The 21,556-nt window shown below is 63.7% G+C and carries 19 protein-coding genes; 16 read left to right on the forward strand and 3 right to left on the reverse strand.

The annotated features are described in order from the left end of the window. Genes FIU94_RS06895 through FIU94_RS06905 form a run of 3 tightly spaced genes read left to right on the forward strand, consistent with a single transcriptional unit; the run spans nt 1 to nt 2,926 of the window. The gene (locus tag FIU94_RS06895) at nt 1–801 is read left to right on the forward strand and encodes a metal ABC transporter ATP-binding protein (protein ID WP_152465082.1); all 801 of its coding nucleotides are present in this window, start codon (nt 1–3) and stop codon (nt 799–801) included. Continuing rightward, nucleotides 798–2,000 carry a metal ABC transporter permease gene (locus tag FIU94_RS06900; RefSeq protein ID WP_152465083.1) on the forward strand — a complete coding sequence of 401 codons (1,203 nt, stop codon included), beginning with the start codon at nt 798–800 and terminating at the stop codon, nt 1,998–2,000. The genes FIU94_RS06895 and FIU94_RS06900 overlap by 4 nt, the downstream gene beginning before the upstream one ends. Then, entirely contained in the window at nt 1,997–2,926 is a 930-nt protein-coding gene (locus tag FIU94_RS06905; RefSeq protein WP_152465084.1) for a metal ABC transporter permease, read from the forward strand. Before FIU94_RS06900 ends, FIU94_RS06905 begins: the two co-directional genes overlap by 4 nt. Here the strand turns inward: FIU94_RS06905 and uraH are convergent. Next, a complete protein-coding gene (uraH, locus tag FIU94_RS06910) occupies nt 2,906–3,265 on the reverse strand; it encodes a hydroxyisourate hydrolase (protein ID WP_152465085.1) in 360 nt (119 codons plus the stop codon). The two genes, FIU94_RS06905 and uraH, sit on opposite strands and share 21 nt — an antisense overlap. Before the next feature lie 485 nt (nt 3,266–3,750). Between uraH and puuE the strand changes: the two genes are divergently transcribed. The 12 genes from puuE (at nt 3,751) to FIU94_RS06970 (ending at nt 17,240) form a co-directional block, all read left to right on the forward strand. Continuing rightward, a complete protein-coding gene (gene puuE / locus FIU94_RS06915) occupies nt 3,751–5,166 on the forward strand; it encodes an allantoinase PuuE (protein WP_152465086.1) in 1,416 nt (471 codons plus the stop codon). Then, nucleotides 5,163–5,972 (forward strand): bifunctional allantoicase/(S)-ureidoglycine aminohydrolase, encoded by an 810-nt coding sequence (locus FIU94_RS06920; protein WP_152465087.1) that lies wholly within the window; start codon nt 5,163–5,165, stop codon nt 5,970–5,972. Before puuE ends, FIU94_RS06920 begins: the two co-directional genes overlap by 4 nt. A gap of 2 nt (nt 5,973–5,974) precedes the next feature. Further along, nucleotides 5,975–6,472, forward strand: a complete 498-nt coding sequence (locus FIU94_RS06925) for an ureidoglycolate lyase (protein WP_172975936.1) — start codon at nt 5,975–5,977, stop codon at nt 6,470–6,472. 46 nt (nt 6,473–6,518) lie between these two features. Next, nucleotides 6,519–7,952 carry a nucleobase:cation symporter-2 family protein gene (locus FIU94_RS06930; protein WP_152465089.1) on the forward strand — a complete coding sequence of 478 codons (1,434 nt, stop codon included), beginning with the start codon at nt 6,519–6,521 and terminating at the stop codon, nt 7,950–7,952. A gap of 104 nt (nt 7,953–8,056) precedes the next feature. After that, nucleotides 8,057–9,283 (forward strand): urate hydroxylase PuuD, encoded by a 1,227-nt coding sequence (locus tag FIU94_RS06935; protein WP_152465090.1) that lies wholly within the window; start codon nt 8,057–8,059, stop codon nt 9,281–9,283. A 52-nt stretch (nt 9,284–9,335) separates the two neighbouring features. Beyond that, nucleotides 9,336–11,180: a DNA mismatch repair endonuclease MutL gene (gene mutL, locus FIU94_RS06940; protein WP_152465091.1), complete on the forward strand. Its 1,845-nt coding sequence runs from the start codon at nt 9,336–9,338 to the stop codon at nt 11,178–11,180. Then, nucleotides 11,177–12,412, forward strand: coding sequence for a DNA recombination protein RmuC (locus FIU94_RS06945; RefSeq protein WP_152465092.1), 1,236 nt, complete (start codon nt 11,177–11,179; stop codon nt 12,410–12,412). The genes mutL and FIU94_RS06945 overlap by 4 nt, the downstream gene beginning before the upstream one ends. 224 nt (nt 12,413–12,636) lie before the next feature. Continuing rightward, nucleotides 12,637–13,959 (forward strand): NAD(P)/FAD-dependent oxidoreductase, encoded by a 1,323-nt coding sequence (locus FIU94_RS06950; protein ID WP_152465093.1) that lies wholly within the window; start codon nt 12,637–12,639, stop codon nt 13,957–13,959. Beyond that, the gene (locus FIU94_RS06955; protein WP_152465094.1) at nt 13,956–14,714 is read left to right on the forward strand and encodes a DUF1365 domain-containing protein; all 759 of its coding nucleotides are present in this window, start codon (nt 13,956–13,958) and stop codon (nt 14,712–14,714) included. Before FIU94_RS06950 ends, FIU94_RS06955 begins: the two co-directional genes overlap by 4 nt. Next, nucleotides 14,714–15,949 carry an MFS transporter gene (locus FIU94_RS06960; protein WP_152465095.1) on the forward strand — a complete coding sequence of 412 codons (1,236 nt, stop codon included), beginning with the start codon at nt 14,714–14,716 and terminating at the stop codon, nt 15,947–15,949. Before FIU94_RS06955 ends, FIU94_RS06960 begins: the two co-directional genes overlap by 1 nt. After that, nucleotides 15,949–16,506, forward strand: coding sequence for a DUF3833 family protein (locus FIU94_RS06965; protein ID WP_152465096.1), 558 nt, complete (start codon nt 15,949–15,951; stop codon nt 16,504–16,506). The genes FIU94_RS06960 and FIU94_RS06965 overlap by 1 nt, the downstream gene beginning before the upstream one ends. Before the next feature lie 2 nt (nt 16,507–16,508). Continuing rightward, nucleotides 16,509–17,240: an SDR family oxidoreductase gene (locus FIU94_RS06970; RefSeq protein WP_152465097.1), complete on the forward strand. Its 732-nt coding sequence runs from the start codon at nt 16,509–16,511 to the stop codon at nt 17,238–17,240. 9 nt (nt 17,241–17,249) lie between these two features. Here FIU94_RS06970 and FIU94_RS06975 read toward each other — a convergent pair whose 3' ends face one another. Both FIU94_RS06975 and FIU94_RS06980 read right to left on the reverse strand, forming a co-directional pair. Beyond that, nucleotides 17,250–17,870 carry a glutathione S-transferase family protein gene (locus FIU94_RS06975; protein ID WP_152465098.1) on the reverse strand — a complete coding sequence of 207 codons (621 nt, stop codon included), beginning with the start codon at nt 17,868–17,870 and terminating at the stop codon, nt 17,250–17,252. Between the two features lie 13 nt (nt 17,871–17,883). Then, a complete protein-coding gene (locus FIU94_RS06980; RefSeq protein ID WP_152465099.1) occupies nt 17,884–18,537 on the reverse strand; it encodes a histidine phosphatase family protein in 654 nt (217 codons plus the stop codon). 205 nt (nt 18,538–18,742) lie between these two features. Between FIU94_RS06980 and fdhF the strand changes: the two genes are divergently transcribed. Beyond that, nucleotides 18,743–21,511: a formate dehydrogenase subunit alpha gene (gene fdhF, locus FIU94_RS06985; RefSeq protein WP_152465100.1), complete on the forward strand. Its 2,769-nt coding sequence runs from the start codon at nt 18,743–18,745 to the stop codon at nt 21,509–21,511. Nucleotides 21,512–21,556 lie beyond the last annotated feature (45 nt).

A 21,556-nucleotide genomic window follows, 5' to 3' on the forward strand; every position in this document is an offset into this window, starting at 1 on the left:
ATGTCCGTCACCCTGGCCAGTGAACGTCACCCTGAGACTGGGCAGACCCGCCGGGAGGACAGCCCGCTGGCAGTCCGGGGCATGACCGTGTCCTATGGTCAGAAGCCCGCGGTCTTCTCTGTCGACATGACGGTGGAACCGGGCAGGATGACGGCGATCATCGGCCCCAACGGGGCGGGGAAATCCACCCTTCTCAAGGCCGCGCTGGGCATTCACAAACCCTTGGCCGGAACCACGACCGTTTTCGGCAAGCCGGTCGACCAGCAGCGGCACCGGATCGCTTATGTCCCGCAGCGGGCCAGTGTGGACTGGGATTTTCCTACCCGCGTGATCGACGTGGTTCTGATGGGGCTTTACCCGCAACTGGGCCTGCTGGGCCGGATCAGGCCCGCACACCGCGCGCGGGCCGAAGACTGCCTGACCCGTGTCGGCATGGAAGATTTCGCCAGCCGCCAGATCGGGCAATTGTCCGGCGGTCAGCAGCAGCGCGTCTTTCTGGCCCGCGCATTGGCGCAGGATGCAGACCTTTACCTGCTGGACGAACCCTTTGCCGGGGTCGATGCCGCTACTGAAAAGGCGATCATCAGTGTGCTGAAATCGCTGCGGGATACCGGCAAGACGGTTGTGGCGGTGCACCATGATCTGTCGACCGTGACCGACTATTTCGACAACGTCTTTCTGATCAACACCCGCCGCATTGCGGAAGGGCCGGTCAAGACGACCTTTGTCACCGCAAACCTTCAGGACGCCTACGGAGGTCGGCTCGCGGGTGCGCAGATGGATGCGCTGGCGCTGACATGATCCGGGATGCGCTGCTGCTGCAACTTGGCTATAACGCGACCCTCGTGACCCTTGGTGCGACCCTGCTGGGCATGGCGGCGGGCGTCGGCGGAACATTTCTGTTCCTGCGCAAGCGCGCGCTGGTCAGCGACGCGATCAGCCATGCCACGCTGCCGGGGGTGGCGCTGGCCTTCATGGTGATGGTGACGCTGGGTGGCACGGGCCGGAACCTTGTCGGATTGCTGTCAGGGGCGGCGCTGTCTGCGGCGGTGGGGCTGTTGCTGGTATCCTGGCTGGGCACGCGGACCCGTCTGGCCGAGGATGCGGCGATCGGGTCGGTCCTGTCGGTCTTTTTCGGGTTCGGTATCGTTCTGCTGACAGTGATCCAGACCATGTCGGCGGGCCAGCAGGCCGGTCTGGAAGGGTTTCTTCTGGGCTCGACCGCCGGCATGCTGCGCAGCGATGCGCTGGTCATCGCGGTTTCCGCTGCTCTTACCCTGGCGCTGGTGCTGCTGATGCGGCGGCCGTTGACGTTGGCCTCATTCGATCCTGACTATGCGGTATCCATCGGCCAGAACGTGCGCCGGACCGATCTTGCCATGATGGGGCTGGTTCTGGCGGTAACGGTTGTCGGCCTGAAGATCGTCGGCTTGATCTTGATCGTGGCGCTGCTGATCATTCCGCCGGTGACGGCCCGGTTCTGGACGGAACGCACCGACAGGGTTGTTCTGATCTCGGGCGCGGTCGGGGGGCTGTCGGCCTATGTCGGGGCGGCGCTTTCGGCCGCGATCCCGGCTGTGCCGACCGGGCCGATCATCGTGCTGGTGGGCTTTGTCCTGTTTATGCTGTCGCTGCTGATGTCACCGGAACGCGGCGTGGTTTCGGCGTTGGCCCGTCACCGGGCGCATCAACGCAGAGTTCATCTGCGGCAGGGGCTGCTGGCTATGGCGCAGGGGCAACCGATCTACGAAAACATGACGCTGCGGCTGTTGCAGCGGCAGGGCTGGGCGCGGCCTGACGGCGTACCGACCGAGCTGGGGCGGGGCCGCGCCGCGCGGGCCCTGCGCGACGAAAGCCGTTGGCAGGTGATCCGCAGCGACCCTGCGTTCGAGGCCGCGACGGCGCAGGACGACGGGCTGACCGACATTGAAACCGTGTTGACCGCGGACCAGCTGGCCGAGGTCGATGCACGCATTCCCAAAGCGGAGGTCATGTCATGAGCGGCGCTGAATTCGTTCCGCTCAGCCTCGTGCCGCTGTTGACCGGCATCTGCGTGGCAATCGCCTGTGCGCTACCCGGTAACTTTCTGGTGCTGCGGCGGCAGGCGCTGATCGGAGACGCGATCAGCCATGTCGTGTTGCCGGGAATCGTCGTCGCCTTTCTGATCGGCGGGACAATCACCACGCTGCCGATGTTGCTGGGCGCTGCCGGGGCGGCGGTGGTCGCCGTCGGCGCGATCGAGGCGGTGCGGCGGCTTGGGCGGATTGAGACCGGTGCCGCGATGGGCGTGGTCTTTACCACCATGTTCGCGGGCGGGGTGCTGTTGTTGGAGCAGTCCGACACGTCGTCAGTGCATCTGGATGTGGAACATGCGCTGTATGGCAATCTGGAGAGCCTGATCTGGCTGGATGCAACCGGATGGTCCTCTTTGCTGGACCCGCAGGCGCTGGCCGGTATTCCGGTGGAACTGCCGCGCATGGCGGCGACGCTGTTTGTGGTGGCGGGGTTCATCGCGCTGTTCTGGCGACCGCTGAAGATCAGCACCTTCGACGAAGGCTTTGCCCGCACCATCGGGCTGCGCACCGGGCCGCTTGGGCTGGCGTTGGTGATCATGGCGGCGATTGCCGCTGTGGCGGCCTTTGACGCGGTGGGCAGTATCATCGTGATCGCCATGTTCATTTGCCCGCCTGCCGCGGCCCGGTTGATGACCAACCGGCTGGAACATCAGATCGCCTGGTCGGTCGGGTTCGCCACGCTTGCCGCTGTGCTGGGTTACGTGCTGGCAGGATACGGCCCGCTGTGGATCGGGCTGCAGGACAGTGTTTCCGCCGCAGGAATGATCGCGACGGTATCGGGCCTGATCCTCGCGGTGACGGCGCTGGTGGGGCCGCACCGGCAGCGCGGTTCAGCTGCCCCTGTAGGTTGAATAACCAAAGGGCGACAGCAAAAGCGGCACATGGTAATGCGCCGTCGCATCCGAAATGCCGAAGCGGATCGGGATGTCCTGGAGGAAACGGGGGTCCTCCGCCGGGCTGCCGATCCGGTCGAGGTAGGCCCCGGCGGCGAAGACCAGTTCATAGGTTCCCGCCGCGAAGCCCTCACGCGGGAGGATCGGCGTATCCGTCCGTCCGTCAGCATTGGTCTGCATCTCGGCCAGCTTGACTCGCGCCTCGCCTTCCAGCCGGTAGAGCGTCACATCCAGCGCCCGCGCAGGCTGGCCCAACGCGGTGTCGAGCACGTGGGTCGTCAGGTATCCGTCTGGCATCGGGGTCTCCTGTGAGTGGTTCGAGAACCGGCTGCAGGATAAGGCCGCAGCAGGCGGCGTCAATGCGCCGTGCTGCCGATTCGGGCTGCATCGGTGGTCGATTCGCATTTTCCGGGCAAAGTGATTCGTTTTCCTTTGACCTGCGAATCATCCTTTGCCTATATATGGGGCCAACCCCGAAGCCTGCACGCCAAACGTGTATATCTTGAGGGGGCTGAATATCGTCTGGGGGGACGCCGCCTTGATTTGTGTCAGGTCCGATTTTTCTGAACAGATTCGCGATAGGCATCCTGCCCCGGCAGTCACTCAGGTTGGCCCGCGCCTAATAATCCCAGTCTAACGCATAAACACAGGCAGCAGCAGTCAATCTGGCGTCGGGCTGCATCCTTGGCGGGATGCAGCCCGACTGCTTTTGCACCCAAAGGCAAATTGCGTCGTTCGCGGGATTTGTGCAGTGTGAGCCGCGCAAGACAAGGACATCCGACATGAACCGCTATCCCCGCGATTTCCACGGCTACGGCCCCACGCCCCCCGACGCCCGATGGCCCGGAGGCGCGCGTATCGCGGTGCAATTCGTGGTGAACTACGAAGAGGGCGGCGAGAATTGCCTGCTGCACGGGGATGTGGCATCCGAAGCCTTCCTGTCGGAGATCGTCGGCGCGCAGCCTTGGCCGGGGCAGCGGCACTGGAACATGGAAAGCATCTATGATTTCGGCGCGCGGGCAGGGTTCTGGCGGCTGCACAGGCTGTTCACCGATGCAGGCATCCCTGTGACCGTCTACGGCGTGGCCAGCGCGCTCGCCCGCGCCCCGGGTCAGGTCGAGGCAATGAAGGACGCCGGCTGGGAAATCGCCAGCCACGGGCTGAAATGGATCGACTACAAGGACCACACCGCAGAGGCCGAAAGGGCCGATATGGCAGAGGCGATCCGCCTGCACACCGAGGTCGTCGGCACCGCGCCGCGGGGCTGGTATTGCGGGCGCACCTCGGTAAACACCGTGTCGTTGGCCGCAGAAACGGGGCAGTTCGATTACGTTTCCGATACCTACGACGATGATCTACCCTACTGGATGGAGGTTGGCGCCCGGGACCAGCTGATCATCCCCTACACGCTCGACTGCAACGACATGCGCTTCGCGACACCACAGGGGTTCAACTCCGGCGACCAGTTCTACGCGTATCTGCGCGATACTTTCGACACGCTCTATGCCGAAGGTGCAGAGGGCGCGGCAAAGATGATGTCGGTCGGGCTGCATTGTCGGCTGGTGGGCCGACCGGGCCGGATCAGGGCGCTGAAACGGTTCGTCGAATACATCAAGGGGTTCGAGGGCGTCTGGACCCCCCGGCGCATCGACATTGCCGATCACTGGCGCGCCGTTCACCCTCCGCAGCGCCGCGCGGTTCGCCCCAGCCTGATGGACCGCGACAGCTTTGTCGCCACCTATGGGGGGGTGTTCGAACATTCCGGCTGGATCGCCGAACGTGCCCATATGCTCGAACTTGGGCCTGCCCATGATACGCCTGCGGGGCTGCACAACGCGCTGGTGCGGATGTTCCGTTCAGCCAGTGAGGAAGAACGCTTGGGGGTCCTGCGGGCGCATCCGGACCTTGCGGGCAAGCTGGCGGCGGCCAAACGGCTGACTGCCGAGAGCACGGCGGAACAGGCCAGTGCCGGTCTGGACGCCCTGACGGATGCGGAACGCGCCCGTTTCGAAGCCTTGAACGCGGATTACATGAGCAAACACCGGTTTCCTTTTATCATTGCGGTCAAGGACCATGACAAAGCGGGTATCCTTCGGGCCTTCGAAGCGCGGCTGGCCAACGATACCGACACCGAGTTCACAACCGCCTGCGGGCAGGTCGAACGAATTGCACGGCTGCGGCTGGAGGACATGTTATGAGCTACGCTTTTCCCCCCGGCGGCTTGCCGGACCAATCGACCGACCCCGAAAGCACTGCGGTTTTCACAAATGCCTATGCGGTGCTGCCAGCTCTGACCCAGCGGGACATTGTCACCAGCTACCTGCCCGGCTGGCGCGACATGCGGATGTGGGTGCTGGCGCGGCCGCTGTCGGGCTTTGCCGAGACCTTTTCGCAATACGCGGTGGAATTGCGGTCCGGTGGCGGGTCCGACGCGCCCGAGACGGACCCGGAGGCGCAGTCGGTGATCTTCGTGGCGCAGGGACAGGTGACGCTGAACATCGACGGCCAGCGGCATGTGCTGGCGTCGGGCGGTTATGCCTACATCCCGCCCGACACTGTCTGGACCATCTGGAACGATGAAGATGTGGCTGCGCAGTTTCACTGGATCAGGAAACGCTATCAGCCCACCGAAGGGGTCGGAATGCCGGAGGCTTTCGTCACGTCCGATGCCGAAGTTGCCCCCATTGAGATGCCCGATTGCGATGGCGTCTGGGCAACGACCCGCTTCGTCGATCCGGCGGACCTGCGCCACGACATGCACGTGAACATCGTGACCTTCAGGCCCGGTGGCCGCATCCCCTTTGCCGAAACCCACGTGATGGAGCACGGGCTCTATGTTCTGGAGGGCACGGCGGATTACCTGTTGAACAAGGATTGGGTCAGTGTCGGGCCCGGCGACTTCATGTGGCTGCGCGCCTTCTGCCCGCAGGCCTGCATCGCCACCGGAGAGGGCCCGTTCCGCTATCTGCTCTACAAGGACGTCAACCGGCACATGCCGCTATGAATGTGCCGCGCGAGATTGTTGCGCAGGCGCTGACCCCTGCCGCTTTTGCCCCTTTCGGAGATGTGCTGGATTGCGCGGGCGCGCCGGACAAGCTGATCAACGCGGGGCTCTGCGGGCGCTACCATGACCGTGCGGCCCTTGATTTCGGGCCGGAGGGGCGCGCCGGACTGAGCATCTTCAATGCGGTGCCGCGTCAACTGCCCTATCTGCTGGACCTGCTGGAGCGGCATCCCGAAGGCTCGCAGGCATTTCTGCCGATGACCTCGAACCCATTCCTTGTAATCGTCGCGCCGGACCGGGGCGACCGACCGGGTGAGCCGCAAGCCTTTCTCACCGCGCCGCATCAGGGGATCAACTTTCACCGGGGAACCTGGCACGGTGTGCTGACGCCTTTGGCGGGGCCGGGTATTTTTGCCGTGGTAGACCGGATCGGGACCACGCCGAACCTTGACGAATACACGTTGGACCGGCCCTATATGATCAGGGCAAAGCCTGCGTAACGGATCGTCCCGTCAGAGGGCGACCTCTTCGACAAGGGACAAGAACATGACATCCACCTCCATCGGGACGCCGGAGCAGCTGCGCGATCCCAATTACACCCCTGCATTGACGCGGGCGATTCCGCTGGGCATCCAGCATGTGCTGGCGATGTTCGTCAGCAATGTGACACCCGCCATCATCATCGCCGGTGCGGCGGGCTTCGGGTTTGGCTCAAACTCGCCCGATTTCCCGGAACTGCTGTACCTGATCCAGATGTCCATGCTGTTTGCCGGGGTTGCGACGCTGCTGCAGACCATCACCATCGGCCCGGTGGGCGCGGCGCTGCCGATCGTGCAGGGCACCTCCTTTGCCTTTATCCCGATCATGATCCCGCTGGTTGCGGGCAAGGGGGTCGACGGGCTGGCCGCCCTGTTCGGCGGCATTGTCGTGGGGGGGCTGTTTCATGCCTGTCTGGGGCTGTTCATCGGCAAGATACGCTTTGCCCTGCCACCGCTGGTGACGGGACTGGTTGTCACAATGATCGGCCTCGCGCTGGTGCAGGTGGGCATCCAGTATGCCGCCGGCGGGGTGCCTGCGATCGGCACGCCGGAATATGGCAGTCTGCTGAACTGGTCGGCGGCGCTGGTGGTGATTGTGGTCACGCTGGGGCTGAAGTTCTTTACCCGCGGGATGCTGTCGATCTCTGCCGTGCTGATCGGGTTGATCGCGGGCTATTTCTATGCCGTCGCGGTTGGCATGTTGTCGTTTGGCGGCGACCGTGGAGTGATCGCCAGCTGGAACAGCGCCGCATGGGTCGCCCTGCCAGACCCGTTCCGCTATGGTTTTGAATTCTCGGCGGCAGCTGTCATCGGGTTCTGTCTGATGGCCTTCATCTCGGCCATCGAAACCGTGGGCGACGTGTCGGGGATCACTAAGGGCGGCGCGGGCCGAGAGGCCACGGAGACCGAGATTGCTGGTGCGACCTATGCCGATGGACTGGGCACCGCCGTTGCCGGTGTCTTTGGCGGCCTGCCCAATACCTCGTTCAGCCAGAACGTCGGTCTGATCGCCATGACCGGCGTGATGAGCCGCCATGTTGTCACCTGCGGCGCGGTCTTCCTGATCATCTGCGGCCTGGTGCCCAAAGTGGGCGGATTGATCCGCACGGTGCCGATCGAAGTACTGGGCGGCGGTGTGATCGTCATGTTCGGCATGGTGGTCGCGGCAGGCATGTCAATGCTGTCAGATGTGGACTGGAACCGGCGCAACATGGTGATCTTTGCGATTTCGATCTCGGTCGGTCTGGGCCTGCAGCTGGAGCCGGGTGCGGTGCAGCATCTGCCCGACACCATGCGCATTCTGATGACCAGCGGGCTGCTGCCTGCGGCGCTGATCGCGATCATCCTGAACCTGGCCCTGCCGGAGGAACTGGCCGAGGAATCCACCGAAGAAGTCTCAGGCGGCCTTCAGGGTCATTCAAGGGGCAGCCTGCCGCACTAGCAAATGGGAGAGGGGCAAGGCGTTGAGCCGCCGCTCCCTTTTTCCGGTTCTGAACTGCAACGCGAAGCTGCGCCGCGATAATCAAAGTTTCCGAAAGGGCAACCATGTACGACCTTGCCGCCATGTCCTCCTGGATCGAGTTCGCGGTCCGCTGGACCCATGTGATCGTGGGCATTGCCTGGATCGGGTCCTCGTTCTACTTCATCGCGCTGGACCTCGGGCTGCACCGGGACCGCGACCTTGCCTCCGGTGCCGATGGCGAGGAATGGCAGGTGCATGGCGGCGGATTTTACCATGTGCAGAAATACCTGATCGCGCCCGACAACATGCCGGACCATCTGGTGTGGTTCAAATGGGAAAGCTATTCGACATGGCTCAGCGGTTTTGCCCTGCTGGTGCTGGTCTATTACCTGGGGGCGGAGTTCTATCTGATCGACCCGGCGGTGATGGAGCTTTCCACCTTTCAGGCGATTGCCATCTCGATGGCGTCGCTGGCGTTTGGTTGGGTCGCCTATGACCGGATCTGCAAGAGCCGGTTTGGCGAGGACAACACCCGGCTGATGATCCTGCTCTACGTGATCCTCGTGGGAATGGCCTGGTTCTACACCTCCGTCTTCTCGGGGCGGGCGGCGCTGCTGCATCTCGGCGCCTTTACCGCGACCATCATGTCGGCCAACGTGTTCTTTATCATCATGCCGAACCAGCGGATCGTGGTCGCGGACCTCAAGGCGGGGCGCAAGCCCGATTCCAAGTACGGCAAGATCGCCAAGCAGCGCAGCACGCACAACAACTACCTGACGCTGCCGGTGATCTTCCTGATGCTGTCGAACCATTATCCGCTGGCCTTTGCATCCGAAATGAACTGGCTGATCGCGTCACTGGTGTTCCTGATGGGGGTGACGATCCGGCATTACTTCAACAGTATGCACGCCCGCGCGGGCGACCCGATCTGGACCTGGCTGGCGACCGCATTGCTGTTCATCGCGATCATGTGGCTGTCCACCGCGCCGATGTTCCGGGCTGATGAGCCGACAGAAGCGACGGGGCCCGCCGCGCAGCGGTTCGCGCAGGCGGATGGGTTTGACCGGGTGCAAGACATCGTGACGGGCCGCTGTTCGATGTGCCATGCGGCAGAGCCATCCTGGGAGGGCCTGCACTGGCCGCCCAAGGGGGTGCGGCTGGAAACCGGGCACCAGATCGCGATGGCGGCGAAACAGATCTATTTGCAGGCCGGTCTGACCCATGCCATGCCGCCCGCGAACCTGAGCTATATGCAGGCCGCCGAACGGGCCGAGATCGTGGCCTGGTACAGGTCCGCGACGTCCCGCTGACCGCCGGTTTCCCGCTGGCAGAATCGCGGTATCCCATGCTAGGTCTTGGGGCATGTCAGTCGCCAACCCCCAGATAGCCGAAAATCGCCCCGTCATCCGCCAATTGGATGATGCCGCGATCAACCGCATTGCCGCGGGCGAGGTGGTGGAGCGGCCCGCCTCTGCGGTCAAGGAACTGGTGGAGAACGCTATCGACGCGGGCGCACGGCGCATCACGGTGGAATACGCCGATGGCGGCAAGACATTGATCCGCGTGACCGACGACGGCTGCGGCATGACGTCCGAGGATCTGGCGTTGGCGCTGTCGCGCCATGCGACGTCCAAGATCGACGGATCGGACCTTTTGAACATCCGGACCTTCGGCTTCAGGGGTGAGGCGCTGCCGTCGCTGGGGGCGGTGGGCAGGCTGTGCATCACCAGCCGCGCGGCGGGTCATGACGGGGCCGAGATCACGGTGGCGGGTGGCAAGCAGGGCGACCTTCGGCCAGCGGCGCTGAATGGCGGTACGGTTGTCACCCTGCGCGACCTGTTCCACGCCACGCCCGCGCGGCTGAAGTTCCTGCGGACCGACCGGGCGGAGGCCCAGGCGATTGGCGACGTGATCAAGCGACTTGCCATGGCCGAACCCTTTGTCCGCTTCACCCTGCGGGACGTGTCGGGCGACGGACCGGGCCGCGAGGTGTTTCGCGCCGATGCCGAACAGGGAGACATGTTCGAGGCGCTGCATGGCCGTCTGGCGCAGGTGCTGGGTCGCGAATTTGCCGAGAATGCGCTGCCGATCGACGCGCAGCGCGAGGGGCTGCATCTGACCGGCTTTGCCGCGCTCCCGACATACTCTCGCGGCTCGGCGGTGGCGCAGTATCTTTTCGTCAATGGCCGCCCGGTGCGGGACAAGCTGCTGATCGGCGCGCTGCGCGGCGCCTACCACGATTTCCTGAGCCGCGACCGGCATCCGGCGGCGGCGCTGTTCATCGACTGCGACCCGATGCTGGTGGACGTCAACGTGCACCCGGCGAAATCCGAGGTGCGGTTTCGCGATCCGGGCTTGGCGCGTGGATTGATCGTGTCGGCCCTGCGCCATGCGCTGGCAGAGGCGGGGCACCGCGCCTCCACCACCGTTGCGGGGGCGACGCTTGGCGCGATGCGGCCCGAACCCACGGGCGCGCGGGTCTATCAGATGGACCGGCCCAGCCTTGGCGCAAGGGGGGCGGCGCATCAGGCGCAGGCCCCTGCCGGCTTTGCCGAGACGGCTGGCATGTGGGGACGGGTGGAGACACCCGCCGAGCCTGTGAGCGAAGCCGTTGAGCCGGCACAGGACTATCCGCTGGGCACCGCACGCGGGCAGGTGCATGAGAATTACATCATTGCCCAGACGGCGACGGGCATGGTCATCGTGGACCAGCATGCCGCGCATGAGCGGCTGGTCTATGAAAAGCTCAAACGCCAGATGGCAGAAAATGGCGTGGCGGCGCAGGCGCTGCTGATCCCGGAGATTGTGGAGCTTTCGACGGGAGATTGCGCGCGCCTGCTGGAGGTCGCCGACGATCTGGCGCGGCTGGGTCTGGGGATCGAGGCATTCGGCGGCAACGCCCTTGCGGTGCGTGAGACGCCCGCGATCCTGGGCACGGTCAATGCCCGCGCGATGCTGCTGGATATACTGGACGAACTGGCCGACCAGAGCGACAGCACCATCCTACAGGCCCGGATCGAGGCGATCCTGAGCCGCATCGCCTGCCACGGTTCGATCCGCTCGGGCCGCTGGATGCGGGCGGAAGAAATGAACGCCCTGCTGCGCGAGATGGAGGCGACGCCCCATTCCGGCCAATGCAACCACGGGCGACCCACCTATGTCGAGCTCAAGCTGGCCGATATCGAACGGCTGTTCGGGCGCACATGATCGAGATCGGCGGCGAAATCTACCAGTGGAATGATCCGCTCGGGCTGGCTGTCCTTGGGGCGGCGGCGCTGGTGGCGCTGATCGTGATCCTGCTGATCGTGGCGGTACGCGCCGCCGGGCGGACGGCGCGTCTGGCGGCACCGCTTTCACAGCAGATGCAGGTGCTGGGTGGCCATGTGCAGCAGCTTGGCGCGGGGCAGGAGCAGCTGCGCGGCGGTTTGCAGATGGTGTCCGACACCCAGGCCAATGCGCAAAGCCAGCTGATCCAGTCGGTCGAGACGCGGCTGAACACCGTGCAGTTGCAGATGCAGGAGCGGCTGGCAGACAACGCCGCCCGGTCCCAGCGTGCCCTGGCCGAGATGCAGGAACGCATGAACCAGACCCTGCATGGGTCAGCCAAACAGACCACGACCAGCCTGACCCAGTTGCAGGAACGTCTGGCGGCCATCGACAAGGCGCAGGACAATATCACCAAGCTGTCGGGCGATGTGCTGTCCTTGCAGGACATCCTGAGCAACAAGCAGACCCGCGGCGCGTTCGGAGAAATCCAGCTGCGCGATATCGTGTCCAAGCAGCTGCCGTCGGACAGCTACAGCCTCCAACACACCTTGCCGAACGGCAAGCGGGCCGATTGCCTGATCCACCTGCCCAACCCGCCGGGTCCCATCGTGATCGACAGCAAGTTTCCCTTGGAAGCCTACGAGGCCCTGCGCAATGCCAAGACAGACTGGGACCTGAAGAACGCGGTCGCGGCGATGAAAGTGGCGGTAAAGAAGCACATCCGCGATATTTCCGAGAAATACATCCTCGAAGGCGAAACGGCAGACGGTGCGCTGATGTTCCTGCCGTCAGAGGCGGTCTATGCCGAGCTGCACGCCAATTTCCCCGAACTGATCCGCGAAGGGTTTGCCGCACGGGTCTGGATCGTGTCGCCCACCACCTGCATGGCCACGTTGAACACCATGCGCGCCATTCTCAAGGATGCGCGGATGCGCGAGCAGGCCGGTGCCATCCGCAAGGAACTGGGCGCGCTGCATGCCGATGTCGAGCGGCTGGTGACACGGGTCGGCAATCTGGACCGTCATTTCGGACAGGCCCGCAAGGATGTGGACGAGATCATGATCAGCTCGGAGAAGGCATCCAAACGTGCAGGGCGTCTGCACAACTTTGATTTCGAGGAACTGGCAAAGGACGAGCCGCCGCGCATGGCCGTGCCTCTGGAAAAGAAGTAGCGCCGCTATCCCGGACACGGTGCTCTCACGAAGACGTCAGAATCTTGAACCCTCAATATCCGGGCTATTCTCTGAAACATGGGCGCAGATGCTGAATATGCGCTCTCGCGGGCAGTTGCGCTTTGCCAAGGTCCGATTATTTGCAACTCTTGGCGGTGCGGTCTCGTACATACGGGGTAACATATCCGGCAAACGACCAACGACAGACAGGAACACATTACCCTATGCCATTTGAAGCTGTAGCAATGGAGCCGGTGCAAGGCGGATCGCCCCGGCGCAGGATTGCCGTGATCGGCGCTGGGATTTCGGGCATGGGGGCAGCGCACAGGCTGGCGGACACGCATGACGTCACACTGTTTGAAAGCGGTGCGCGGCTTGGTGGCCACGCGCGCACGGTGATCGCGGGCAAGAACGGTGATCAGCCTGTGGACACCGGGTTCATCGTGTTCAACTACGCCAACTACCCCAACCTTGCCGCCCTGTTCGAGGAACTGGACGTGCCGGTGGTGCCGTCGAACATGAGCTTCGGCGCATCCATCGACGGGGGGCGGATCGAATACGCCCTGACCAGCCTCAACGCGGTCTTCGCGCAGCGCCGCAACGTATTGAACCCGCGTTTCATAGCCATGCTGCGCGACATTCTAAGGTTCAACAAACATGCAACCCGCATCGCCGGCGAGGACCAGAGCCGGACCATCGGGGAGTTTCTGTCCGTTCTGGGAACGGGCCGGTATTTCAAGGACTATTACCTGTCTCCGCTTTCTGGCGCCATCTGGTCCACGCCCACCGAAAAGATCATGGATTTCCCCGCCTATGCCATGGTGGATTTCTTTCGCAATCATGCGCTTCTGGGCTATTCGGGTCAGCACCAGTGGTACACGGTTCAGGGCGGCTCTTTGAGCTATGTCAGCCGACTTGACACCGCGATGCGGGCCATGGGCGTGAACATCCGCCTGAGCGCCCCGGTGCAGGCGGTGCGGCGGCTGGCGCCTGGCGTGGACGTAAAGACGTCGGGCGGCGAATGGGAACATTTCGACGAGGTCGTCTTTGCCACACATTCCGACGATACGCTGGCGCTGCTGGCCGACGCGGATGGGGCGGAGCAGGCCAATCTGGGGGCGATCCGGTATCAGCCCAACGATGTCACCCTGCATGCCGACGACCGGATGATGCCGCGGCGGCGATCCACCTGGGCTTCGTGGGTCTACACCGAAGACCGCGCTGCAAAATCCGACCGGATCGACCTGACCTATTGGATGAACTCGCTGCAGCAGATCCCAATGGACGACCCGCATTTCGTGACCCTGAACACCAAGCGCACGATTCGCGAAGAACTGATCTACGATCAAGTTACCCTGCGCCATCCGGTCTACGACCTGGCGGCGCTGCACGCGCAGAAGCAGATCGCGGCGCTGAACGGCAATCGCAACACCTGGTTCTGCGGCGCCTGGATGCGCAACGGCTTCCACGAAGACGGTCTGGCCAGCGCGCTGGACGTGGCCGACCGGATCGAACGCGGTGCCGCCCTGCCCATCGCCGCCGAATGACAGGTATGGTCGAGCATATCGCCGGACAGACCTTTCACGGGCGCAAGGGAGCCGTCGAAAACGCCTTTCGCTATTCCATCGACTATGTGCTCTGCGATGCGGAAGCACCGCCAAGAACGCCGCTGCTGTTCCGCCGCAACCGGGTTGGGGTAACGTCATTGCTGGACCGTGACCACGGCGGGGCACCGCATCAGGGGCGCGGTGCCACCTGGGTACGCGAGGTGCTTGCGGCGCATGGCATCGCGGGCATCGCAACCATCGAGCTTCTCGCGCAGCCAAGGGTGTTGGGGTTCGTCTTCAACCCGGTGAGCTTCTGGCTTTGCCGCGACGGGAAGGGCGCGCTGACCTGCGTGATCGCCGAGGTCACGAATACATATGGCGACAGGCATTGCTACCTGTGTCACCACGACGATCTGCGACCAATCACGGCCGAGGACCAACTGAAGGCAACCAAGGTCTTTCACGTCTCGCCATTCCAGCCGATCGAAGGGTCCTATACCTTTCGGTTCGATATCAAGGCCGATAGGATCGGCATATGGATCGACTACAGCGCCGGGAACGGCGGACTGGTCGCCACGTTGACCGGCAAGCGCAAACCGCTGACCAACGCGGGCATCCTGCGCGCGATGCTGCGGCGCCCGCTGGGCGCCCGGCGGGTTCTGGCGCTGATCCACTGGCAGGCGATCAAGCTGTGGTGGAAAGGCGCGACATTTCGCGCACGCCCCCTGCCACCCGAGAAAGAAGTCAGCCGCTGATGAGGCTCTTGGCGCAGCGGCTGCCCGCTTATGCGCTGTTTGCGGCGCTGCTGTCCGCCGCGGGACTGCCCATCTATATCCACGCGCCCAAATTCTATGTCGATGAATACGGCGTTTCGCTGGCGGCGCTGGGTGCGGTGCTGTTCGGGTTGCGCCTGCTGGATGTGGTGCAGGACCCGCTACTGGGCTGGCTGTCGGAACGTCTGCGGGCGCATCGCGGGGTTGCGGTGGCGCTGGGTGCTGGCGTGATGGCCATTGCCATGCTGGGCCTCTTTGCGGTGCCGCCACCGATCCTGCCCATTGTCTGGTTCGGCCTCACGCTGACGCTGGTCTTCTCGGGCTTCAGCTTTCTGACCATCTGTTTCTACGCGCAGGGCGTGTCGAAGGCTGACAGCCTGCCGGGGCGGGGGCATCTGTTGCTGGCCCGGTGGCGAGAAACCGGTGCGCTGCTGGGGGTTTGTGCGGCCTCGGTGGCTCCGGTGGCGCTGGGCGCGGTTCTGGGCGCACCCTTTGCCGGGTTCGCGGTGGGTTTCGCGGTGCTGGCGCTGGCCAGTGTTCTGGCGATGGCGGGCGAATGGCGCGACGTCGGCCTGCCACCAGCGACGGGCTTTGCCACTGTGCTGCGTGATCCTGTGGCGCGGCAGCTGCTGTTGATCGCGCTCTTCAATGCCGCGCCGGTCGCGGTGACATCGACCCTGTTCCTGTTCTACGTGGAAATCGCGCTTGAGGCGCAGGGATGGGAAGGGCCGCTTTTGTTGTTGTTCTTTCTGTCCGCTGCGGGGGCTGCCCCGCTTTGGGGCAAGCTGGCCGAGACCTTTGGCGGCAAGCGCGTGCTGCTGGCGGCGATGGCGCTGGGCATCCTGTCTTTCGGCGGCGCACTTTTTCTGGGGCCGGGCGACATCTGGATATTCGCCGTGGTCTGCGTCGCATCCGGCGCGGTGCTGGGGGCGGACCTGACGCTGCTGCCAGCCATGTTCGCCAGCCGCATGGCCCGTATTTCACCCTCAGCCGCCGAGGGGTTCGGCTTGTGGTCGTTTGTATCCAAGTTCACGTTGGCATTCGCCGCTGTCGCCCTACTTCCCCTGCTGGAGGCGGCGGGACTGCGCGGCGGCGCCGACGAGAGTCCGCAGCAGGCGGTCAGATTGCTGACCATCTTCTATGCTGGTGTTCCCTGCGTCCTGAAGTTGCTCGCGATTGGGCTTCTGAGCCGTTTGAAGACATCCGAGGACGTCTGATGGAGAATTTTATCTTTCTTGCACTTGGGATCGCTCTGGCGATGTTCGGGGTGCTGGTGCGACGGCGTTTTGCCGAATTTCCGGGTCAAAGCCCGGACGACTACAGCGAGGGATTCCCGGCCTTCGATCTGAAGAAACACCTGACGGGCAAAATGGTCTGCGAAGGGGTGATCTTCGGGCCTCTGGGGCGCATGACGAGTTCCTTCGTGGCGGATTTCGATATCTCGTGGTCCGGTGACACCGGCCTGATGGCCGAGCGGTTCCGCTATAACGACGGGTCCATCCAGCACCGGGAATGGCATATCACGCTGGGCGAAGACGGTGCATTCGCCGTCAGGGCGGACGACGTGCCGGGTGTGGGCAGCGGTCATCTCTCTGGCTCGACCGCACAGCTGCGCTACGAAATTGTTCTGCCGCCGGAAAGTGGCGGACACCGGTTGCGGGCGGAGGACTGGATGTATCTGACGCCGGACGGAACAATCGTGAACCGCAGTCAGTTCCGCAAGTACGGATTCAAGGTGGCGGAACTCGTCGCAACGATCAGACCGAAGGAGTGACCATGAAGAGCTTTCAGTCGAAACGTTATTGGCTGGTCGGCGCCAGCGACGGTTTGGGTGCGGCGTTGGCCCGCAAACTGAGCCGCGCCGGGGCCGAAGTGATCGTCTCGGCCCGGTCGGAGGAAAAGCTGGCCGATCTGGTGAAGGAACTGCCGGGCAAGGCGAGCTACCAGCTGATCGACGTGACGGATGACGAAAGCGTCCGATCCGCGACCGAAGCGGTGGGCGAGATCGACGGCATTGTCTACCTCGCCGGGGCCTACTGGCCTTTCAGCGCGCGGGAGTGGAATGCCGAACAGGCGACGACCATGGCGGACGTGAATTTTACCGGTCTGATGCGGGTGATGGGGCAGGTCGTGCCCGCGATGGTCGCGCGGGATGCAGGCCATATCGTCATCACGTCCAGCCTGACGGGTTTTCGCGGCCTGCCCGGCTCCATCGGATATACGGCGTCCAAGGCCGGGACGATGTCACTGGCGGAGTGTATGCACGCCGACCTGCGCAAGACCGGGGTACAGGTACAGGTCATCAACCCGGGCTTTATCAAGACCCAGCTGACCGACAAGAACGACTTTCACATGCCTTTTATCATGGAGCCGGAAGAGGCCGCGCAGGAGGTGGTCGAGCACATGGGGACTGACACTTTCAAGAAGAGCTTTCCCTGGCTGTTCTCTCTGGTGTTCCGGGTCAGCCAGTTTCTGCCGGACTGGCTGTATTTCCGCATCTTCTCCTGAAGGGCGGGGTCATAGCATCCCGGTTTCCCGCATCTTTTTGACGCTGGCGCGCGCTTCCATCCGGGCCAGGAACGCTTCGATGCGGGGAAAATCCGACACGATGACCTCGTCTCCCCTGAGCCAGTTGCAGACGATGAACAGGTAGGGGTCCGCGATGCTCAGCGCATCGCCGCAGACGTAGTCTCCGCGCAGGCAGTCGGCCTCGACATACTCGGCGCAGGCGCGCATGGTTTGCGGCACTTTCGCCGTCATGTCGTCGAAGCTGGCTTGTGAGTCCGCCCAACGATGGCCGCGCATCTTGTGTGCGTGGGCGACATGCATCGTGGACGCGATGTAGTACATCACCCCGCGCATGTGAACCGCCGTCACCGCGTCCGGCGGCAGCAGCCCCGCATCCGGTGCGATCGCGGCGATGTATTCCAGCAGCGCACCGGTTTCGGTCATGATCCTGCCGGCGTCGTCCACCAGCGCAGGCACGCGGCCTTTCGGGTTCACGCTGAGGTAGGGCGGTTTCGTCTGTTCGGCGCTGGCGAAATCGACCTTGATCGGGTCAAAGGGCAGGCCCGCTTCTTCGAGTGCGATTGCAACCGCGATGGAGATCGTACCGGGGGTGTAGTAGAGTTTCAGCATCGGAACCGTTCCTTCAGATATGGGTTTGCGCGCTGCGCCGGTCGGGCCGGTCCAGATGCGGCACGGCATTGAACAGCACAGGCGACCAGTGCCCGCCGATCGGAAACAGCCGGTGCATGGACGTATGCATGATCGCCAGCGCGATGCGGGCCATCGCCGGGATGCCAAGGCCCATCGCCTGGGCCATCACCATAGAGATCAAGCCGCCGGATGTGACGACCAGCGCGGGCCCCTGACCGGCAGCGATTTCCCTCAGCGCATCTTCGATTCGACTATGGAAATTGTCCCAGGTTTCCGGCGCCTCCTCGATCATGCCGTCCTGCCAGTGCTGGAATACCGTGGGAAGATGCGAGGTGAACGCGCCCTGTTCCGCGGGAAACGCGATGCCGTGTTGCGCCTCAAGCAGGGTGGCAAGCGTGAAATACTCCAGCTCGTTCAGACGCGGGTCGCGAATGGGGTCCAGACCGGTCCCCATCCCCTCGGCGGTTTCCACATGCCGGGTCAGCGTGCCGGTATAGAGCCGGGTGTGGTGGGTTTCGCTCTCGCGCAGGTGGTCGCCCAGCCATGCGGCCTGTTCGTGGCCCAGCGGGCTGAGCTTGTCGTAGCTCAGTTCGTCCTTGGCCTGCGAATTGGCCTGACCATGACGGATAAGCGTGATGTGAGACATGTGGCACCTGATCTTTTCCGCCTTGATAGGCGACGGGGCAGCCGGGGGAAAGTGCGGTATAGACCCGGAACCGGCCAAGCGCGCGAAACCGTGACCCCTATCGGAAACCCTACGTGGCGCAAAACCGGGTGGGTGTGTCGGGAATGGGACTCCTGCAGTGGCACGGTTTTCGCTATATGTCGGGCACAGATGCGAGGAGACGGCGATGGCTGAGAAGATCACATTCACGCTCGACGGTGAAACCGTGGAGGCAGAAGCCGGCCTGACAATCTGGGAGGTCGCGAACGGGCGCGGGCTGAAGATCCCGCATTTGTGCCACAAGCCCGCTCCCGGTTATCGCCCGGATGGCAACTGCCGGGCCTGCATGGTCGAGATCGAAGGTGAGCGCGTGCTGGCGGCCAGCTGCATCCGTGAACCGCAGGAGGGCATGGTCGTCACCACCAACAACGCCCGCGCGGAAAACGCCCGCAAGATGGTCGTGGAGTTGCTGATGGCAGATCATCCCGCGCAGGAGGTCAGCCACGACAAGTCCAGCCACATGTGGGACATGGCGGCGATGAACGGGGTCGAAGCCAGCCGCTTCCCGAAGCTGGAAGAAGGCCGCATCCCCCTGCTGGACGACAGCCACGTCGCGATGCGCGTCAACCTGGACGCCTGCATCCAGTGCGGGCTGTGTGTGCGGGCCTGCCGCGAAGTGCAGGTGAACGACGTGATCGGCATGTCTGGCCGGGGCCACGACGCCTATCCGACCTTCGACATGGCCGATCCGATGGGGGCCTCCACCTGTGTGGCCTGCGGCGAATGCGTGCAGGCCTGCCCCACCGGCGCGCTGATGGAAGCGACCGTGCTGGACGAAAATCAGGTCGGGGATTCCGCCGATTTCGATTCTGAAGTGGACAGCATTTGTCCCTTCTGCGGCGTGGGCTGTCAGATTTCGCTCAAAGTCAAGGATGGCAAGGTCAAATATGTCGACGGCATCAACGGCCCCGCCAACGAGGGTCGGCTGTGCGTGAAGGGGCGCTTTGGGTTCGACTATATCCACCACGACCACCGCCTGACAAAGCCTCTGATCCGCCGCGAGGACGCGCCGCCCAAGGGGCTGAACGTCGACCCCGGCAATTGGTCGCAGTTCTTTCGCGAGGCCAGCTGGGACGAGGCGCTGGATTTCGCCGCCAAGGGGCTCAAGGACATCGGCGGCAAGGGGGTCGCCGGATTCGGTTCGGCCAAATGCACCAACGAAGAGGCGTATCTGTTCCAGAAACTGATCCGCCAGGGGTTTGGCCACAACAACGTCGATCACTGCACCCGGCTTTGCCATGCTTCCAGTGTGGCGGCGCTGATGGAAAACGTCGGTTCCGGCGCGGTGACTGCGACCTTCAACGAAATCGAGAACGCGGATGTGGCGATTGCCATCGGCTGCAACCCGATCGAGAACCACCCCGTTGCCGCGACCTATTTCAAGCAGTTCACCAAGCGCGGCGGCAAGCTGATCGTGATGGACCCGCGCGGCCAAGCGCTGAAACGGTTCTCCAGCCACATGCTGCAGTTCCGGCCCGGCACCGATGTGTCGATGCTGAACGCGATCATGCATGTGATCGTGGAAGAAGGGCTGTATGATCAGCAGTACATCGAAGCCTACACCGAGAACTGGGAGGCGGAGAAAGAGCATCTGAAGGATTTCTCCCCCGAGAAGATGGCCCCGATCTGTGGCATAGACGCCGAAACCCTGCGCGACGTGGCGCGGACCTTTGCCGGGGCAAATGCTGCAATGATCTTCTGGGGCATGGGGGTCAGCCAGCACATCCACGGCACCGACAACTCGCGCTGCCTGATTTCACTGGCGCTGATGACGGGGCAGGTGGGCCGCCCCGGCGCCGGGCTGCACCCCCTGCGGGGACAGAACAACGTGCAGGGCGCGTCCGATGCGGGTCTGATCCCGATGTTCCTGCCAGACTACCAGTCGGTCATGGACGACGGTGTGCGGTCGGCGTTTGCCGAGGTCTGGAAATCCGGCGATTTCTCTGCCGAGAAGGGGCTGACCGTGACCGAGATCATGGATGCGGTCCATGATGGCGATATTCGCGGCATGTATGTGCTGGGCGAAAACCCCGCCATGTCCGACCCGGATGTGGAGCATGCGCGCGACGCGCTGGCCAAGCTGGATCATCTGGTTGTGCAGGACATCTTCATCACCGAGACGGCGAATTATGCCGATGTGATCCTGCCCGCCAGCGCCTTTGCCGAAAAATCCGGAACCGTGACGAATACCAACCGGCAGGTCCAGATGGGCCGGGCGGCGGTGGCGCCTCCGGGCGAGGCGCGCGAGGACTGGTGGATCGAGGTGGAGCTGGCCAAGCGTCTGGGGCTTGGCTGGACCTACGAGAACCCGGCGGATGTTTTTGCCGAGATGAAGCTGAACATGCGCTCGCTGAACAATATTACCTGGGACAGGCTGGCACGGGAAAACGCGGTGACTTACCCGTCGCTGAGCGAGACTGATCCCGGCCAGGCGATTGTCTTTGCCGACGGGTTCCCACGCCCGGATGGCCGCGCGAAGTTCACGCCCGCGTCGATCATCCCGCCGGACGATGTGCCAGACGCGGAGTTCCCGATGATCCTGACCACCGGGCGGCAGCTGGAGCACTGGCATACGGGTTCCATGACACGTCGGGCCAGCGTGCTGGACGGTCTGGAACCGGAGGCGAATTGTTCGCTGCACCCCAGCACCCTGCGCAAGCTGGGGGTGACGGCCGGAGAGCACGTGCGGCTGAGCACCAAGCGCGGCAGCATCGAGATCATGGCGCGCGAGGACCGGGCCGTGTCGCCCGACATGGTGTTCCTGCCCTTTGCCTATGTCGAGGCGGCGGCGAACATCCTGACCAACCCGGCGGTGGACCCCTACGGCAAGATCCCCGAGTTCAAGTTCTCGGCCGTCCGGGTCGAACCGGTACAGGATACCGTCGGGGCGGAGTGAGCGGCTTGCAGATGCGATCTGCCGGTGCGCGCCCCTGTGGGGCGC

It is taken from the genome of Sulfitobacter sp. THAF37 (assembly GCF_009363555.1).
Lineage (GTDB): Bacteria > Pseudomonadota > Alphaproteobacteria > Rhodobacterales > Rhodobacteraceae > Sulfitobacter.

Excerpts from the sequence above, each read along its gene's own strand:
- mutL (WP_152465091.1), top strand. The coding sequence starts at position 9,336 with ATGTCAGTCGCCAACCCCCAGATAGCCGAAAATCGCCCCGTCATCCGC.
- FIU94_RS06905 (WP_152465084.1), top strand. The coding sequence starts at position 1,997 with ATGAGCGGCGCTGAATTCGTTCCGCTCAGCCTCGTGCCGCTGTTGACC.
- FIU94_RS06970 (WP_152465097.1), top strand. The coding sequence starts at position 16,509 with ATGAAGAGCTTTCAGTCGAAACGTTATTGGCTGGTCGGCGCCAGCGAC.
- FIU94_RS06950 (WP_152465093.1), top strand. The coding sequence starts at position 12,637 with ATGCCATTTGAAGCTGTAGCAATGGAGCCGGTGCAAGGCGGATCGCCC.
- FIU94_RS06920 (WP_152465087.1), top strand. The coding sequence starts at position 5,163 with ATGAGCTACGCTTTTCCCCCCGGCGGCTTGCCGGACCAATCGACCGAC.
- fdhF (WP_152465100.1), top strand. The coding sequence starts at position 18,743 with ATGGCTGAGAAGATCACATTCACGCTCGACGGTGAAACCGTGGAGGCA.
- uraH (WP_152465085.1), bottom strand. The coding sequence starts at position 3,265 with ATGCCAGACGGATACCTGACGACCCACGTGCTCGACACCGCGTTGGGC.
- FIU94_RS06895 (WP_152465082.1), top strand. The coding sequence starts at position 1 with ATGTCCGTCACCCTGGCCAGTGAACGTCACCCTGAGACTGGGCAGACC.
- FIU94_RS06930 (WP_152465089.1), top strand. The coding sequence starts at position 6,519 with ATGACATCCACCTCCATCGGGACGCCGGAGCAGCTGCGCGATCCCAAT.
- FIU94_RS06935 (WP_152465090.1), top strand. The coding sequence starts at position 8,057 with ATGTACGACCTTGCCGCCATGTCCTCCTGGATCGAGTTCGCGGTCCGC.
- FIU94_RS06960 (WP_152465095.1), top strand. The coding sequence starts at position 14,714 with ATGAGGCTCTTGGCGCAGCGGCTGCCCGCTTATGCGCTGTTTGCGGCG.
- puuE (WP_152465086.1), top strand. The coding sequence starts at position 3,751 with ATGAACCGCTATCCCCGCGATTTCCACGGCTACGGCCCCACGCCCCCC.
- FIU94_RS06945 (WP_152465092.1), top strand. The coding sequence starts at position 11,177 with ATGATCGAGATCGGCGGCGAAATCTACCAGTGGAATGATCCGCTCGGG.
- FIU94_RS06980 (WP_152465099.1), bottom strand. The coding sequence starts at position 18,537 with ATGTCTCACATCACGCTTATCCGTCATGGTCAGGCCAATTCGCAGGCC.
- FIU94_RS06965 (WP_152465096.1), top strand. The coding sequence starts at position 15,949 with ATGGAGAATTTTATCTTTCTTGCACTTGGGATCGCTCTGGCGATGTTC.
- FIU94_RS06955 (WP_152465094.1), top strand. The coding sequence starts at position 13,956 with ATGACAGGTATGGTCGAGCATATCGCCGGACAGACCTTTCACGGGCGC.
- FIU94_RS06975 (WP_152465098.1), bottom strand. The coding sequence starts at position 17,870 with ATGCTGAAACTCTACTACACCCCCGGTACGATCTCCATCGCGGTTGCA.
- FIU94_RS06900 (WP_152465083.1), top strand. The coding sequence starts at position 798 with ATGATCCGGGATGCGCTGCTGCTGCAACTTGGCTATAACGCGACCCTC.